The 13,973-nt window shown below is 56.2% G+C and carries 12 protein-coding genes; 3 read left to right on the top strand and 9 right to left on the bottom strand.

Features of this window, described 5'->3' with window-relative positions; all coding sequences use genetic code 11:
* Positions 1 to 140 precede the first annotated feature (140 nt).
* Entirely contained in the window at positions 141 to 1,358 is a 1,218-nt protein-coding gene (locus HMPREF2847_RS09955; protein ID WP_070852302.1) for a hypothetical protein, read from the top strand.
* A gap of 127 nt (positions 1,359 to 1,485) precedes the next feature.
* Here HMPREF2847_RS09955 and HMPREF2847_RS09950 read toward each other — a convergent pair whose 3' ends face one another.
* On the bottom strand, positions 1,486 to 2,010 hold the full coding sequence (locus HMPREF2847_RS09950; RefSeq protein WP_070767335.1) for an alkylhydroperoxidase, AhpD family: 525 nt from the start codon (positions 2,008 to 2,010) through the stop codon (positions 1,486 to 1,488).
* Between the two features lie 5 nt (positions 2,011 to 2,015).
* Positions 2,016 to 2,612, bottom strand: coding sequence for a peroxiredoxin (locus HMPREF2847_RS09945; protein WP_016422637.1), 597 nt, complete (start codon positions 2,610 to 2,612; stop codon positions 2,016 to 2,018).
* Positions 2,613 to 2,717: 105 nt separating this feature from the next.
* Between HMPREF2847_RS09945 and HMPREF2847_RS09940 the strand changes: the two genes are divergently transcribed.
* Positions 2,718 to 3,650: a hydrogen peroxide-inducible genes activator gene (locus HMPREF2847_RS09940; RefSeq protein ID WP_070767336.1), complete on the top strand. Its 933-nt coding sequence runs from the start codon at positions 2,718 to 2,720 to the stop codon at positions 3,648 to 3,650.
* A gap of 75 nt (positions 3,651 to 3,725) precedes the next feature.
* Here the strand turns inward: HMPREF2847_RS09940 and HMPREF2847_RS09935 are convergent, their stop codons facing one another.
* Positions 3,726 to 6,245, bottom strand: coding sequence for a DEAD/DEAH box helicase (locus HMPREF2847_RS09935; protein ID WP_141765090.1), 2,520 nt, complete (start codon positions 6,243 to 6,245; stop codon positions 3,726 to 3,728).
* A 42-nt stretch (positions 6,246 to 6,287) separates the two neighbouring features.
* Complete coding sequence (locus tag HMPREF2847_RS09930; protein WP_070852300.1) at positions 6,288 to 7,490, bottom strand: PAC2 family protein; 1,203 nt, start codon at positions 7,488 to 7,490, stop codon at positions 6,288 to 6,290.
* A 181-nt stretch (positions 7,491 to 7,671) separates the two neighbouring features.
* Between HMPREF2847_RS09930 and HMPREF2847_RS09925 the strand changes: the two genes are divergently transcribed.
* Positions 7,672 to 8,832, top strand: a complete 1,161-nt coding sequence (locus HMPREF2847_RS09925) for a DUF4192 domain-containing protein (RefSeq protein WP_246819373.1) — start codon at positions 7,672 to 7,674, stop codon at positions 8,830 to 8,832.
* Positions 8,833 to 8,858: 26 nt separating this feature from the next.
* Here the strand turns inward: HMPREF2847_RS09925 and galE are convergent, their stop codons facing one another.
* The 5 genes from galE to HMPREF2847_RS09900 form a co-directional block, all read right to left on the bottom strand.
* Positions 8,859 to 9,842: a UDP-glucose 4-epimerase GalE gene (gene galE, locus HMPREF2847_RS09920; RefSeq protein WP_070767340.1), complete on the bottom strand. Its 984-nt coding sequence runs from the start codon at positions 9,840 to 9,842 to the stop codon at positions 8,859 to 8,861.
* Positions 9,839 to 10,519 (bottom strand): iron-dependent transcriptional repressor DtxR, encoded by a 681-nt coding sequence (locus tag HMPREF2847_RS09915; protein WP_070767341.1) that lies wholly within the window; start codon positions 10,517 to 10,519, stop codon positions 9,839 to 9,841. Before HMPREF2847_RS09915 ends, galE begins: the two co-directional genes overlap by 4 nt.
* 304 nt (positions 10,520 to 10,823) lie before the next feature.
* On the bottom strand, positions 10,824 to 11,813 hold the full coding sequence (locus tag HMPREF2847_RS09910; protein WP_038628815.1) for a sigma-70 family RNA polymerase sigma factor: 990 nt from the start codon (positions 11,811 to 11,813) through the stop codon (positions 10,824 to 10,826).
* Between the two features lie 136 nt (positions 11,814 to 11,949).
* Positions 11,950 to 12,384 (bottom strand): D-aminoacyl-tRNA deacylase, encoded by a 435-nt coding sequence (gene dtd, locus HMPREF2847_RS09905; protein WP_070767342.1) that lies wholly within the window; start codon positions 12,382 to 12,384, stop codon positions 11,950 to 11,952.
* A complete protein-coding gene (locus HMPREF2847_RS09900; protein WP_070852299.1) occupies positions 12,385 to 13,950 on the bottom strand; it encodes a DUF7782 domain-containing protein in 1,566 nt (521 codons plus the stop codon). It lies immediately after the preceding gene.
* Positions 13,951 to 13,973: the final 23 nt, after the last annotated feature.

Genomic DNA, 13,973 nt, shown 5'->3' with positions numbered 1-13,973 from the left:
CGTCCAATTAAATACATTAATGCGCACAATGTGACTTATACTTTGGCCCATTAAAATCTCATCAAGGGCTTGTCTCACGTATAGTCCGTTGTGCGCATTATTTGTATGTATCCGTCAATTTGGCAGGAGCAGTCTGCTTCATGAATACCCCAAACAATCCATACAGCAACAACGATCCTTACGGTGACGGCAGCCGGGACAATGAGTCCAGTAACTATGACTCCCAGAGCCACGGTTTTCCCAACAATGGTTCGCAGGACTACAACCCTTACGGGTTCGATTCGGACGCACAACATGGCTCGCGTGGACCAGAGGATTCGCCACAGTGGAATCAGGCTTACGGTAGGGAACAGGCCTATGGCGATATTCCGTCCTACGGAACTGGTGAGCCAAGCGAGAACTATGGTGGCCAGCCCTATGGTGCGGGATCAAGCTACTGGCAGCAACCGGCAGGGGGGAATCCTGCAGCCGGTGCACTTGCTCCCGGAGTCAACATGCCAGGTGGCAATGAGCCACCGGTGAAGCCTGTGGCACAAGGGCCGACGAAGGTCGACATTGGAAGTGCCTTTTCCGCGGCGTTTCGTAGTCTAAATAGCAATTTTGCTTCTTGGCTTGGCGTCATGCTGACGTTCTTCGCCGTACTATTCGCCCTGATTGTTGGCGCAGCGGCAATTCTCTTTGCCTCTGGTGACTTCGATCCGGAATTTGAGCCGAACTATCCAGGCGATGTTCCGTTTGAGGATCTAGGGTCAATGTTCGCGACTGTCGGCGCGATGGCACTCCTATTTGCCGTGGGCATGTTCGCGATGCAGGCATTTATGTTGCGCGGTGCATTCGACGCTGTCGATGGGCGAGTACCGAACTACGGTACTTTCTTCCGTGTAAACCGGTGGGGGTCTCTTATCGGTGTCTACATTGTCACGTTCCTGGTGGGGTTGCTCGCCATGCTGCCGGGGATGGCACTCTTCATCGCTGGAGCATCCCTGTCTGCCAACGGCAGTGAAGCTGCCGCGGCAATGATCCCACTGGGCTACTTGGTTTTGTTGTTGACGTCGATATTCATCATGCCAATCACAGCGATTATGCCGCTCCTTGTTTTCGATGGTCGAGCAACAGCACTTGAGGCTCCGGTCGTCGCATGGCGCTTGGTGAAGCCTCAGTATTGGACGATGCTCGTTGCATTCATTCTGACGTCGATTGTTTCTTCCGCAGGTGCAATGCTCTTCTATATCGGCATGTTGTACACAGTCCCGCTTGCTCTCCTCGTGCAAGTACATATCTACCGTCAGCTCATCGGTGGCCGTCGAGTAGTTAATGAAGCCCAGGAGAATCCGGGTTATTACCCGCCACAGCAGTAGCCAAAAACGAACAAGAAAAAGCGCCCAAGGAACCGGTACAAATTGGTTCCTTGGGCGCTATTTCGTTAGCAGGTAATCCTGCGGGGGAGCGTTCGGCTATCAAAAGCCGAACCTATGCTCCGAATATTTAGCGGGCAGCCTCAGCGAAAACAGCCTGCGCAACACCAGAGACGGTGCCGGCAATCTTCACAGCTTCCCAGACCTGCTCCTTGGTCAGACCAGCATCGCGGACGACCTTTGCGTGAGAAGTCACGCAAGCTTCACAGCCGTTGATGGCAGAAACTGCCAGAGACCACAGCTCGAAGTCTTCCTTCTCGACACCTGGATTAGAGATGATGTTCATGCGCAGGCCAAATTTAACCTGTGCGTAGTCATCACCGAGCATGTGGCGAGTGCGGTAAGCAACGTTGTTCATGCCCATAACGGTGGCCGCACCAAGTGCAGACTCGAAAGCCTCGTCAGACAAGTGCTCCTTGGCTTCCTCAGCAATCTCGGAGAAAACGGTCTCGTTGCGGGTGGCAGCAGCGGATGCAAGCAGGGTACCCCACAACTGCTGCTCGGAGAGTTCCGTGGAACGGGTGAGAGTACCAAGGTTCAGCTTCATGTCCTTGGCGTACTCCGGTAGACCGGAACGAAGGTTATCGATGCTCATATGAGTTACTTCAGCTCCTGCTTCAGAACATCCATCTTGTCGATGTTCTTGGTCGGGTCATTCTTCTGCCAGTTACATGCGCAGACCTCTTCAGACTGAAGAGCGTCGAGAACACGCAGAACCTCGTCAACGTTACGACCGACAGCGTCCGGGGTAACGGAGACGAACTGAATGATGCCGTCCGGGTCAATGATGAAGGTTGCGCGGTCTGCAACACCGTCAGCGTTCTCGACGCCGAGTGCACGCATCAGGTCGTGGCGGATGTCGGAGAACATCGGGAACGGGATGTCCAGCAGTTCCTCGTGGGTTGCACGCCAGTTGAAGTGGGAGAACTCGTTGTCGCCAGAGCCACCGAGAATAACGGTGTCGCGGTCTTCGAATTCCTCGTTCAGCTTGCCGAATGCAGCAATCTCAGTCGGGCAGACAAAGGTGAAGTCCTTCGGGTAGAAGAAGACGACTTTCCACTTACCCTCGTAGGACTCATTGGTTACCTGCTCGAAGTAGTCATCCGGAGAAGAAGCGTTTGCATCACGCAGGTTGCCGCCCTTGAGAGCGGTTAGAGAAAACTCGGGGAACTTGTCGCCAACAGTCAAAATTGCCATGGAATCCTCCTGAATGTATTCCTTCTGGGGTCACACGCCATTATGCCTATGGATTCCCAAACCGTCAAGAGGAAAAAGTTAATAAGCTCGTGTAGGCTTATAGGTATGCGTAATAGAGATTATCGGCCCACTTTGCCTCAGTTACGTGCCTTTGTCGCGATTGCCGATACCGGTCACTTCGGTCAAGCCGCTGCCCGCCTCGGCATTTCACAGCCCAGCCTGTCACAAGCGCTTTCCACCCTTGAGCAGGGACTGGGGGTGCAGCTTGTAGAGCGTTCGACTCGCCGAGTGCTGGTGACGCCACTCGGTCGCGGTCTGATTCCTTATGCACGCCAAGCATCTGAAATTGTTGACGAGATCGTTGCTCGCGCATCTGGCCGTACAGATGATTTGTCCGGACCACTATCCATTGGTGTTATCCCTACGGTTGCTCCATACGTGCTGCCCAACTTCCTCCAGTTGGTTCGTGACGAGCTGCCAGATCTAAAGCCTAGGATCGTCGAGGAGCCGACCGAGCGCCTCATCGAATCACTTCGTTCCGGCACCATTGATGCAGCCATCATGGCACTGCCGTCCGATGTGCCTTCCTTTGAAGAGATTTACCTCTACGACGAAGAGTTCTACATCGTCGTGCCAGACGATCATCCGCTGGCAGGTAAGGAAGACGTAAAGCTTGAGGCAATCAGGGACTTGGACTTGCTCCTGCTTGACGACGGTCATTGCCTGCGCGACCAGGTGTTGGATATCTGTCGCAAGGTCGATGCTGTTCACGGCGAGACATCCAGCTTGGAAACACGGGCGGCTTCTCTATCCACCGTCGTGCAGTGTGTTGCCGGTGGGTTGGGGCAGTCGCTTGTGCCGGAATCGGCTGTCAAGATTGAGGCGCACCGTCCCGGCCTGGCTGTTGCGCGATTCGAAGGTCCGGCACGGCCGGGACGCACCATTGGGCTGGTTCACCGCGCATCATCGGTACGCGGCGGCGAGTTCAATCGAATTGCCGAACTGGTACGGCAGGCATACATAGACGCTATTGCCTAAAGCTCTCTTGGCGCATGTTGCGGTAGCGTACGAAGTAAGCCAAACCGGGCTGGCAGTTCCAGCCCGGTTTGGCGTTTATCCCTGAATAATTCGTAGCGATGCCAACCTGACTTCGCCGTATTCATCAGATGCAGCCAAATCAACGTTCGCTTCAAAGCGCCAACCGTGGTCACCCTCAGGATCATCGAGTATCTGGATCACATGCCATAGGCCCTCACCAGCCTTGCGGTCAATCGAAATCATATCGCCGCCGCGTGCCTTTGCATCGATGCCTAGGTCATCGTATTCATCGAAGTAGTCATCCATCGCGGCAGGCCAATCTGGTGCGTCGTCGAGGTAGTTGTCCAGGTCGGCCAGCTCCTCCTCCTTTTCAAAGGCAAAGAGCTGCACGTGGCGGAACATGAGATTGCGCACCATACGGGTAAATGCACGCTCATTGCCTGTAAGGGGCCGCGACTCGTCGGTGCCAAAAGCCGCTTCCTGGAGAGTTTCTTCGTCCAATGGCTTGTCCGGATCGGCCATCTGCGCCCATTCATCTACCAGGGAGTTATCCACCTGCACAACGAGCTCGCCGAGCCATTCCACAATGTCCCGGAGTTCCTCGTTAGCGGCTTCCGGTGGGAGAGTGTGTCGCAAAGTGCGCCAGGCATCGGTGAGGTAGCGCAAGAAAATACCTTCAGAGCGGGCAATTCCGTACTCAGATACCACGTCTGAGAAAGTCATGGCCTTTTCCACCATCTCGCGCACCACAGACTTGGGCGACAGCGAAAACTCACGCACCCACGGGTGACCTTGAGCATAGGTGTCGAATGCGCCCTCCAGCTCGTCGGCAAGCGGCATCGGCCATGTGATGTCTTCGACGATGTTCATACGTTCGGTGTAATCAACACCCTCGGCCTTGAGCGCGGCGATTTCTTCACCGCGTGCCTTTTTCTGCTGCGCGATGAGCAGTGGGCGAGGGTCTTCCAGAATTGACTCAAACACACTGATGACATCGAGTGCGTAGTTCGGGCTGTCCTTATCCAACAGTTCGAGCGCGGCGATGGCGAAAGGCGACAGCGGCTGATTGAGCGCGAAGTCACGCTGCAGCTCCATTGTCAGCTCGGGGCGGCAGTCATCGCCCTCGCCATGCGTGACGACGATACCCGCGGTGACCAAACCGCGGTAAAGCTCAATAGCGGTCAGAATAGCCTCATTTTGCTGGTGGCGGGTGTCGTGATTGGTGCGCAGCAGATGACGCATGTGTTCGTAGGTATCGCCACCACGTGCAATGACGTTGAGCAACATACCGTTGGTCACTGCAAAGTGGCTAGTCAGCGGCTCTGGTGGCTGAGAAACGATTTTGTCGAAGGTCTTCTCCGACCATGTCACTTCGCCCTTGGGAACGGACTTTAGCCGCAACTTCTTCAGTTTGGCCTCATCCTGGCCGGCACGGCGCCGCAGCTTGGCGTTTTCGATTTCGTGTTCAGGTGCTTCGACAACTACGGTGCCCTCGGTGTCGTAGCCAGCACGGCCGGCGCGTCCAGCAATCTGGTGGAACTCGCGTGACTTGAGAATACGGCTACGACGGCCATCGAACTTGGCCAAACCGGTAATCAGCACCGTGCGAATAGGCACGTTGATGCCGACGCCGAGGGTATCCGTGCCACAGATGACCTTCAGCAGACCAGTCTGAGAGAGGCGCTCAACCAAACGACGGTACTTCGGCAGCATTCCCGCGTGGTGGACGCCAATGCCCTGGCGCACCAACTTGGAAAGAACTCGACCAAAGGCCGTGGTAAACCGGAAATCGCCAATCTCTTCGCGAATCCGTTCCTTCTCCTCCTTCGTCAGCAGCTTCAGACCGGTCAGTGCCTGGGCCTGTTCAGCTGCTTGGCGCTGGGAGAAAAAGACGATGTAGATTGGGGCTTTGCCGGATTCCAGCAACTCCGCCAGCGTGTCATGAACTGGTGTGTAGACATAGTGGAAATCCAGCGGTACCGGGCGCGTCGTACCTGTAACGAGGTTGACGTCGAGTCCCGTCCGTTCCTTCAAGTCGGTTTCGAACTTCGAGGTGTCTCCGAGAGTGGCGGACATCAACAGGAATTGGCAACGGGAAAGCTCGAGCAAGGGCACTTGCCATGCCCACCCGCGATCGGGATCCGCATAGAAGTGGAATTCATCCATTACCACCTGGTCAATATCGGCGTCGGCCCCGTCTCGCAGGGCGATATTGGCGACAATTTCCGCAGTTGCGCAGATGATGGGTGCACCACCGTTGACGGTGGCATCGCCGGTCATCATACCGACATTCTCAGCGCCAAAGACCTCGCAGAGGGCAAAGAACTTCTCGCTGACCAAGGCCTTAATAGGCGCTGTGTAAAAGCTGCGCTGGCCACGAGCGAGGGCGCAGAAGTGGGCAGCAATAGCCACCATGGACTTGCCCGACCCTGTCGGAGTGGCAAGGATGACGTGGTCGCCACCAGCGAGACCAATAGCGGCCTCCTCCTGGGCAGGGTAGAGCGTGATGCCCTGATCCCTGGTCCAGGCAATGAACGAGTCCATAATCGCATCGTCGAAAAGGGACTCAGGAACCTCAGCTAGGTCGGGAAGCATTTCAGATAGTGACACGCTTCCCACCCTAGCGGTAACCCCGGATTAGAAGCGGAACCAGGGCTTCCAGCCGCGCCGACGGCGAGGCTTTTCCGGTTCATCGGATTCTTCGCTTTCCGCCTGCTCTTCCCGAGGCTGTTCTGACTCAGGCTGTTCGGTAGTGTCGTCTGCAGAAAACTCCACAGACCTATCATCCGCCGAGGCCGACTCGGGTTCTTCCGAGTGTGCGTCAGTGTCCTCTGATGTAGTTGCCGAGGAATCCGCGTTGGCCGGGGTCTCCGGCTCGTCGTCAAGCGAGGAAGAATCCTCTACTGGGCGCAGCGGTTGAGAAGCGAGGAACTTTTCGAACTCAGCGCCAATCTCGTCGGCCGAAGGCATCTCGCCGTTAGGTCCAAGCAGGGGAGACGTCTCCAGCTCTTGACGACGTTGAACTTCCTGGTCGTACTGTTCCTCGAGAAGATTGACCAGCTGAGAGACCTCGCCGGAATCATTCGTCTGCGTATTGAGCAGCTCCGCCACCCGCGCGGATTCCTTCTCCAACGCCTCAAGCGGGAGCTCGAGCTTGGCTAGTTTTGCTACCTCCTGCAACAGCCGCAGTGACGCCAGCGGATACTCAGAGGCCGCGACATAGTGTGGCACCTGTGCGGTGAAACCAAAGGCATCACAACCGCGGCTTGCGAGCTCGTACTCAATGTTCAGGCTCGCAGCACCCGGAACCTTGACGCGGTTTCCCCAGGTATGCATATCACCGAGTTTCCGCTTATCTGTGCCATGGGCGATGATGCCCAGCGGTCGGGTGTGCGGAACCGTCATCGGCGCCGAGTACAGCGACACAGTTCGACCGACATCGTAGCGCTCCGCCAAATCCGCAACGGCAGTCGAGAAAGCCTCCCACCGCATGTCTGGCTCAGGGCCAGACAGCAGTAAGAACGGCTTGCCGACGTTGTCGCGAACCACATTGAGCGACAGGTTCAAATCGGATACATCCACGATCTGGTCGCGGTTCATCGTCACAGCGGGACGGCGGGAACGGTAATCAATCAGCTCGTCGATAGAAAAGTTCACCAATGGACGGTGCTCGAGAGCATCCAAGAGGAAACTAGCTGATTCCGAGACTGCATTACCGGCATCCGCATAACCGCTAAGCGCAATGACCAGGGTCAGATGCCCCTCGCTTCCCGTTACGTCAGGAACCGGGAAAACTACCTCGTACATATTGCCCTGAGGCTTGTCGGTCGGATCACTCACGTACGACTACCTCCTGCATCACATTTTTCGTCATTTGAAGTAAGCAACCAGGATACCGCAGAAAATAATCCAGTTATCCACAAGTTGAAAGTAGTCCACAGATGGGCCGATTCTTCCGGTCGCGCACAAGCAAGGCTGTTGCGGATTCGATAACAATGAGAGCCACCAGATGGCGAGAGGATTGTCCGCTGTCGAGCTATCCCAATGGGGGAAAAGGGGTAAGGAATCAATGGGAAACAAAAAGAATTTCGGTGCAGGAAAGATGCCTGAAATTGAGCCGAGTGTCTTTCTGACGAACCTGCCAGGAATCGTTGGATTCTATCCGCGGGGGCAGGTAGTGATTGCGGCGTTGTACCGTCAGCAGGTCGAAGATTTCATCGACGGCAAGGTCGAGTTTGACCCGACAGCGCATGCTGGCCCGATGCTGATCAAGGATGTGGCCTCGATGGAGAGCAATCCTGACTTGGTGCGGGCAGCTGCGGACTTCTTGCTCGATGAAGGCTGCACTCACGCAGATGTGTTTATCATCGACGAATCCTGGGGGATTGAAAAGGACTCGACACCTATTACAGGCTGGCTGCGAGAAGGCGGTCTGCATGAGGTGCGTTTGGCGGGCGTTGCCACTATTGCTGCGGGGGAAGTTGTCACGGACGAGCAGGGAGAGATTGTCGGCATTGTCGGTGACAGTCTGATGACCGAGAATGCAAATCTAATCTCTCGGCAGGGAGAACAGATATTCAAAAACTATGAGGAGTACCGCAGTTATTTTCGAGGTGGTCAATTCCGCGACAGTAAAGACAGGGCTCTGATTGAACGCCTCCGGGAACGAGCGATAGCCGTTGAGCAGCCGAGGAAGCTTAAAATTGGTTCGGACAATCCCGCGCTCATTGAGCACTTCGACATGCTAAAAACCGCCGTGGAAAACGTGGCCGATGGTGTGATGGAAGCACATGAGGCGGTGCGCGATGAAAACGCAGGATATGCCATTGCTGCAGCACTGACCAACGTTACCTTGCGCGATATGTCAATGATTTTCATCACTACGCAGTTGGCGCAATCAATGGGAGAAATCTGGCGCGAGGCCGCAATTGTCCACCGCGGCAGCCTGCGTGCAAACGCTTTAGCGTGTTTTGCCATCGCAAAGTTCGCGGCTGGACTGGAGAACTATGCGCAAACAGCCCTCGATGAGGCAGCGGGGGAGCAACCGAATCATTCACTGACTCAGTTGCTGGAAATTGCGGTCGCCAATCAAATTGTGCCGAGGTGCGTCGGCACAATTCTTGGGGCAGCACAAGAGGTACTGCGCAGGGTATACAAGGTGAAAATGCCGCGAATTGAATAGCGACCCTGCAAGCTGTGCTGCCGTACCTAGCGGTGCGCCGAGTGGGCTCGGTCGCCGAGGGTCTTGGTGTAATCCCATGCATCGGCGACGATGGTTTCCAGCTCCGTGTGATTGGGCTTCCATCCGAGCTCGTCCATGGCACGCTGGGAAGAGGCAATAAGAGTTGCCGGATCACCGGCTCTGCGCGGTGCATCCTCAGCGGGAATCGGGTGACCGGTGACCTTACGGCAGGTTTCGATGACCTGGCGAACTGAAAAGCCGTCGCCAGAACCGAGGTTAAAGATACGGTGCGTACCCGGCGCGTTGGACTCCAGTGCCAATACGTGCGCATCCGCGAGGTCTTTGATGTGGATGTAGTCACGAACCGCGGTGCCGTCCGGAGTCGGCCAGTCATTGCCAAAGACCATAATCTTGTTGCGATGACCAAGCGCAACCTGGAGTACCAGTGGAATGAGGTGAGTTTCCACCTCACGGTTTTCGCCAAAACCGCCCCAGGCGCCCGCCACATTGAAGTAACGCAAGCTGGTAGCGCCGATGTTGTATGCCTTGGCGTAGGACGCGATGGCGTAGTCCATGGCCAGCTTAGTGGCACCGTAAGGGTTAGTCGGTGCGGTTGGCATGTCTTCGGTAATTGGTGTCTTCTCTGGCTCACCGTAGGTTGCGGCTGTCGAAGAGAACACCAAGCTATTCGTACCGGTATCACGCATCGCGTCGAGTAGCTTCAGGGTTTGGCCCACATTGTTGTGCCAGTAGTCGGAAGGAACTTCGACGGACTCGCCAACAAGCGATTTCGCAGCGAAATGAACGACACCGTCGAAGCTGTCGGAGGACAGAACCTCGTAGGCCTTGTCCGCCACATCACCTTCGACTAGGGTTGCGCCCTCCGGTACCGCATCACGGTTGCCAACAGAGAAATTGTCCAGAATGGTGACGTCGTGGCCAAGAGAAATCAATACTGCCGAGCAAACGCTACCGACGTAGCCGGCACCACCAGTGACTAGGAGTTTCATTTGGTAATCACCATGATCGCGTGAGACAGAGTATCCGGAATGTCAAGAGAATGATCACCGCGGGCGAGAGTCACGCGGCCAGCGGCAACCTCGGCAAGTGCTTCAGTACCCGGCATAATTCCGGCCTTGTGGAGACGCTTCATGTAGCTCTGCTCGACCTGCAGGATTTCGTTAATCTGGACGATTTCAATCGTGTACTCACCGGGGTTTAGGTCGGAGAGCCGGCGAACGTTCTCTAACGGGTTTGGTGACTGAGTCCCACCGAGGTCTTCCAAACCGGGAATCGGATTGCCGAATGGGGAGCGTGTGTAAGAGTCGAGCACGTCGAGAAGTTTGCGCTCGACCTCGTCACTCATTACGTGCTCCCAGCGGCAGGCTTCATCGTGAACCTTGTCCCATTCGAGACCAATGACATCCGTAAGTAGGCGCTCAGCTAGGCGGTGCTTACGCATGACAGCCGTGGCCAGCCTGCGGCCCTCGTCGGAAAGCTGCAAGCTGCGATCTGGAGCAACTACAAGAAGGCCATCGCGCTCCATGCGCGCAACGGTTTGGCTAACGGTCGGCCCCGACTGCTCAAGGCGTTCGGCAATGCGAGCACGCAAAGGAATGATGCCCTCTTCTTCGAGTTCGAAAATCGTACGTAAGTACATTTCCGTGGTGTCAACCAAATCCCTCACGGTTTTCCTCCGATAACGCAGTCTTAAAAGTTTTCACTCAAGTATTAGGATAACCACATTTGCGTAAGAAAGATGTTAGGGCTCGCAAATCCAGTGGCTTTGGTGCTGATTAGGCAGCGAAAAGCTTGGTTCGGTGGGCGCTGCTGAGATGTAAGGGAGCGTACGCGATGTCGAAAGTTCGACTTGCAGTCGAAAACGCCGACCGCCAGTGTGGATGAAACTCCCGCACGGGGGTCGGCATCGCAGTCCAGCTCTATCTCAGGGCTGAAATTGGGAACCCTATCGATGTCACCGCCATGTGGCGTTAGTTTGCGTACTCACGCAGCTTGTCAGCACGGTCTCCCTCGCGCAGCTTGGACATAACTTCCCGCTCAATCTGGCGGACGCGCTCGCGAGACAGGCCGAAGTGGCGGCCAATCTGATCCAGCGTGCGGGGTAGGCCATCGTCGAGACCGTAGCGGAGCTTAATAACTTCCTGCTCTCGAATCTCGAGAGTGGACAGAACCTTGCGGACATCGTGGTGACGCAGGGAAGCGACAACTGCCTCCTCAGCATCAGTTGCCTCTGAGTCCTCGATGAAGTCTCCCAGGGGAGCTTCCTCGTCAGTGCCCACTGGCATGTCCAAGCTCACCGGATCGCGGGACTGACGCAGCAGCATCTCAATCTTGGCTTCTGGAATGCCGGATTCCTCTGCCAATTCCTCATTCGTAGCCTCACGGCCGAGCTGCTGGTAGAGCTCACGCTTGATACGAGAAATCTTGTTGACCTGCTCAACCAAATGGACAGGGAGGCGAATAGTGCGCGACTGATCAGCCATACCGCGGGTAATAGCCTGGCGAATCCACCACGTTGCGTATGTGGAGAACTTGAAGCCCTTGGTGTAGTCGAACTTTTCCATGGCGCGGATGAGGCCCAAGTTGCCCTCCTGGATTAGATCCAGCAGCGGCATACCGCGGTTGGTGTAGCGTTTCGCCAGCGAGACCACAAGACGGAGATTGGCTTCGAGTAGGTGGGCGCGTGCAGCCTTACCTTCCTTCGCCAAAATCTTGACATCACGCTTCTTTGCACGGGTCATTTTCGCGCCGGTCTGCAGCAAATGCTCGGCGTATACACCGGCTTCAATGCGCTTAGAAAGTTCCACCTCTTCTTCAGCGCTGAGAAGAGCAGTCTTTCCGATGCCGTTCAAATACACACGAACCAAATCGGCGGACGGGTTGGAGTTATTGCCGGTGCGGCGCCCCTTGTCCCTTGTCTGACCTTCCAGTTCGTCATTTTGAATATCGGCACTCTTCATGAATCTGCCTCCTGGATTTTTAAGTGGACTCTATAACTACAACGCACGGAGTTACGAAAATGTTCCCGTGAAAGGTGATGAATGTCAATAGGGTAATTTTGCCATGCAAATATAATGTTAAGAAAAACTGCCGTCACTAGCATTCCACAAGAACTGTAAAGGGGCCATCGTTGACTGATGCGACCTCCATCATTGCCCCAAATTGTCCTGTTTCGACCGTCAAGCCACGATTGCGCAAGTTCTCGACAATTTTTTCAATGACAGGTTCGGCCTCTGGGCCCGGAGCCGCGTCGACCCACGACGGCCGCCGTCCCTTCTTTGTCGCCCCCATCAACGTGAATTGGCTAACGACGAGCACCTGGGCGCCAGCATCGACAGCGCTGAGTTCGCCATCCAGGATGCGCAGCTCCGCGATCTTGCGGGCCATCGTTTCCCAAGCATCAGCAGAGTCCTCGCGGCCAACGCCTACGAGCGCCAAAATGGCACCAGTATCGCCTCCGTCAACGTGGCCAACAACGGAACCGTCGACAGTGACTGACGCGGATTTAACTCGGGTGAGAACGGCTTTCATTTACTGTTTATCCTCCAAGAGCTCGGTGGGGAGAATCAGACCATGGCGAAGCAGGTCAACGACGATGGGAACTAGGGCGTCTTTGATGGCAGGTACGTCGGACTCATCGAAGGCTCCAAACATTGCCATGATGTCGATGACGGAGCCCAGAGCAGCTTCGGGATGCAGCGCACCCAGAATGGTTGCCACGGACTCATCGATTGAGTGTGTCCAGGCGGGGCCATCGGTGCGTGAGATGCGCGTATCGAACTCAGTGAAGCCCTGGCCGCTTTCGACGTCGGCAAGCGAAACGCGTTCGATGGCGACACCGGGGCGCACGGTAAAGGAAGCTTCGAGGATGGTGTCGGCAGTTTGTGTACGAAGCCATTCGGCGCGGCCGAGATACTCCTCGGCTTCGGCGGCGAAGGGAGCGGCCAAAGGCTGCGGCATTTCCTCGCACACGGCGGAAGTCGGGCCGTTGATGCGTTGGACTGTGATGTAGCCGAACCCGATGCCTGTCACGCCGCTGTTGCGAAAGTGCTCCAGCCAGGCACGAGAGCGCTCGCACCCCTCTGGGCTGCGGGGGTCGATGGACTCGTCTCGAAGCCAGGTGCCAATGTATTCCGCCGGCGTAGCGAGATCCCGTTGCGTTACCCACACCTCGAGGCCCTCAGCAGGGAGCCAAGAAGCGATGCGCTGTTGCCAACTCTCGCCCTCGATATGGGCCCAAGCGCCGAGTAGATGCGCCGTGCCGCCGTCGGTGAGATGGTCGGCCAGACCGCGGATCATAAGCTCGGTGGCACCGTCCAGATTCAGTCCTGAGTCACGGTAAACATGTTCCACACTTGGCAGTCCTACGACGAACGGCGGGTTGGCCACAATGCGGTCAAACTTCTGGCCTGCAACCGGTTCAAACCACGAACCTTCGAGAGCCTGTGCTTGGTCGAAACCATTAGCTGCGAAAGTAGCGCGGGCAAAAAACAGCGCGCGGGGGTGAATGTCTGTCGCGACAATCGATTTTGCATCAGGTTGGGCAAGGCTCTGGATGCCACAACCGGCACCGAGGTCGAGTACGGATACCACCGCCGAGGTCGACGAAATATCGAGGAGGGAGCGGGAAGCCCGCCCTACGCCTAGGACATGATCGGGTCCAGGAACGTGATCGTTCATAGAGGCGTCGCGGTCGGAAAAGATAATACGGTCGACTCCCGCAATCTCGACCGGGCGCACATCGATACACACCTGTGCGTTGCTGGCGGTGCCGGCAAGTATGCCGCTGTCCAGCAACTTGACCGTCAGCTCAGCTCCAAATAGCTGCTCTGCGTCGGCGAAATCGCCCAGGATGAGAAGACGCAACGCGGTCACAGTATCCGCAGAAACGCCGTCTGTCTCGGTAAGCAGAACATCGACAACGCCGGGCTCACCGCGGTCCAGCGCGGCTAACCCCTCGGCTCCTAGGACTCGACGCAGTGACTCGCTGGAAAACTCAAGGCGACTAAGTGCGGTGGCGAATTCCTCTGCACAGTCGACAAAAGCACGAAGCTGCTGATCAGTCGGTGGGGTGAAGGTGGAGGGGGAAAAGGTCATCGTAGGCACTACCTTCGTCGTAA

Origin of the sequence: Corynebacterium sp. HMSC074C03 (assembly GCF_001838285.1) — a bacterium.
In the GTDB taxonomy this organism is placed as follows: Bacteria; Actinomycetota; Actinomycetes; order Mycobacteriales; family Mycobacteriaceae; genus Corynebacterium; species Corynebacterium amycolatum.
Note: the sequence above shows the minus strand (reverse complement) of the source record. Positions and strands in the feature narration are given on the sequence as shown.

Bases quoted from the DNA above. Each gene is read 5' to 3' on its own strand.
- HMPREF2847_RS09955 (WP_070852302.1), top strand. From the start codon at position 141: ATGAATACCCCAAACAATCCATACAGCAACAACGATCCTTACGGTGAC.
- HMPREF2847_RS09950 (WP_070767335.1), bottom strand. From the start codon at position 2,010: ATGAGCATCGATAACCTTCGTTCCGGTCTACCGGAGTACGCCAAGGAC.
- HMPREF2847_RS09945 (WP_016422637.1), bottom strand. From the start codon at position 2,612: ATGGCAATTTTGACTGTTGGCGACAAGTTCCCCGAGTTTTCTCTAACC.
- HMPREF2847_RS09940 (WP_070767336.1), top strand. From the start codon at position 2,718: ATGCGTAATAGAGATTATCGGCCCACTTTGCCTCAGTTACGTGCCTTT.
- HMPREF2847_RS09935 (WP_141765090.1), bottom strand. From the start codon at position 6,245: ATGCTTCCCGACCTAGCTGAGGTTCCTGAGTCCCTTTTCGACGATGCG.
- galE (WP_070767340.1), bottom strand. From the start codon at position 9,842: ATGAAACTCCTAGTCACTGGTGGTGCCGGCTACGTCGGTAGCGTTTGC.
- HMPREF2847_RS09910 (WP_038628815.1), bottom strand. From the start codon at position 11,813: ATGAAGAGTGCCGATATTCAAAATGACGAACTGGAAGGTCAGACAAGG.
- dtd (WP_070767342.1), bottom strand. From the start codon at position 12,384: ATGAAAGCCGTTCTCACCCGAGTTAAATCCGCGTCAGTCACTGTCGAC.
- HMPREF2847_RS09900 (WP_070852299.1), bottom strand. From the start codon at position 13,950: ATGACCTTTTCCCCCTCCACCTTCACCCCACCGACTGATCAGCAGCTT.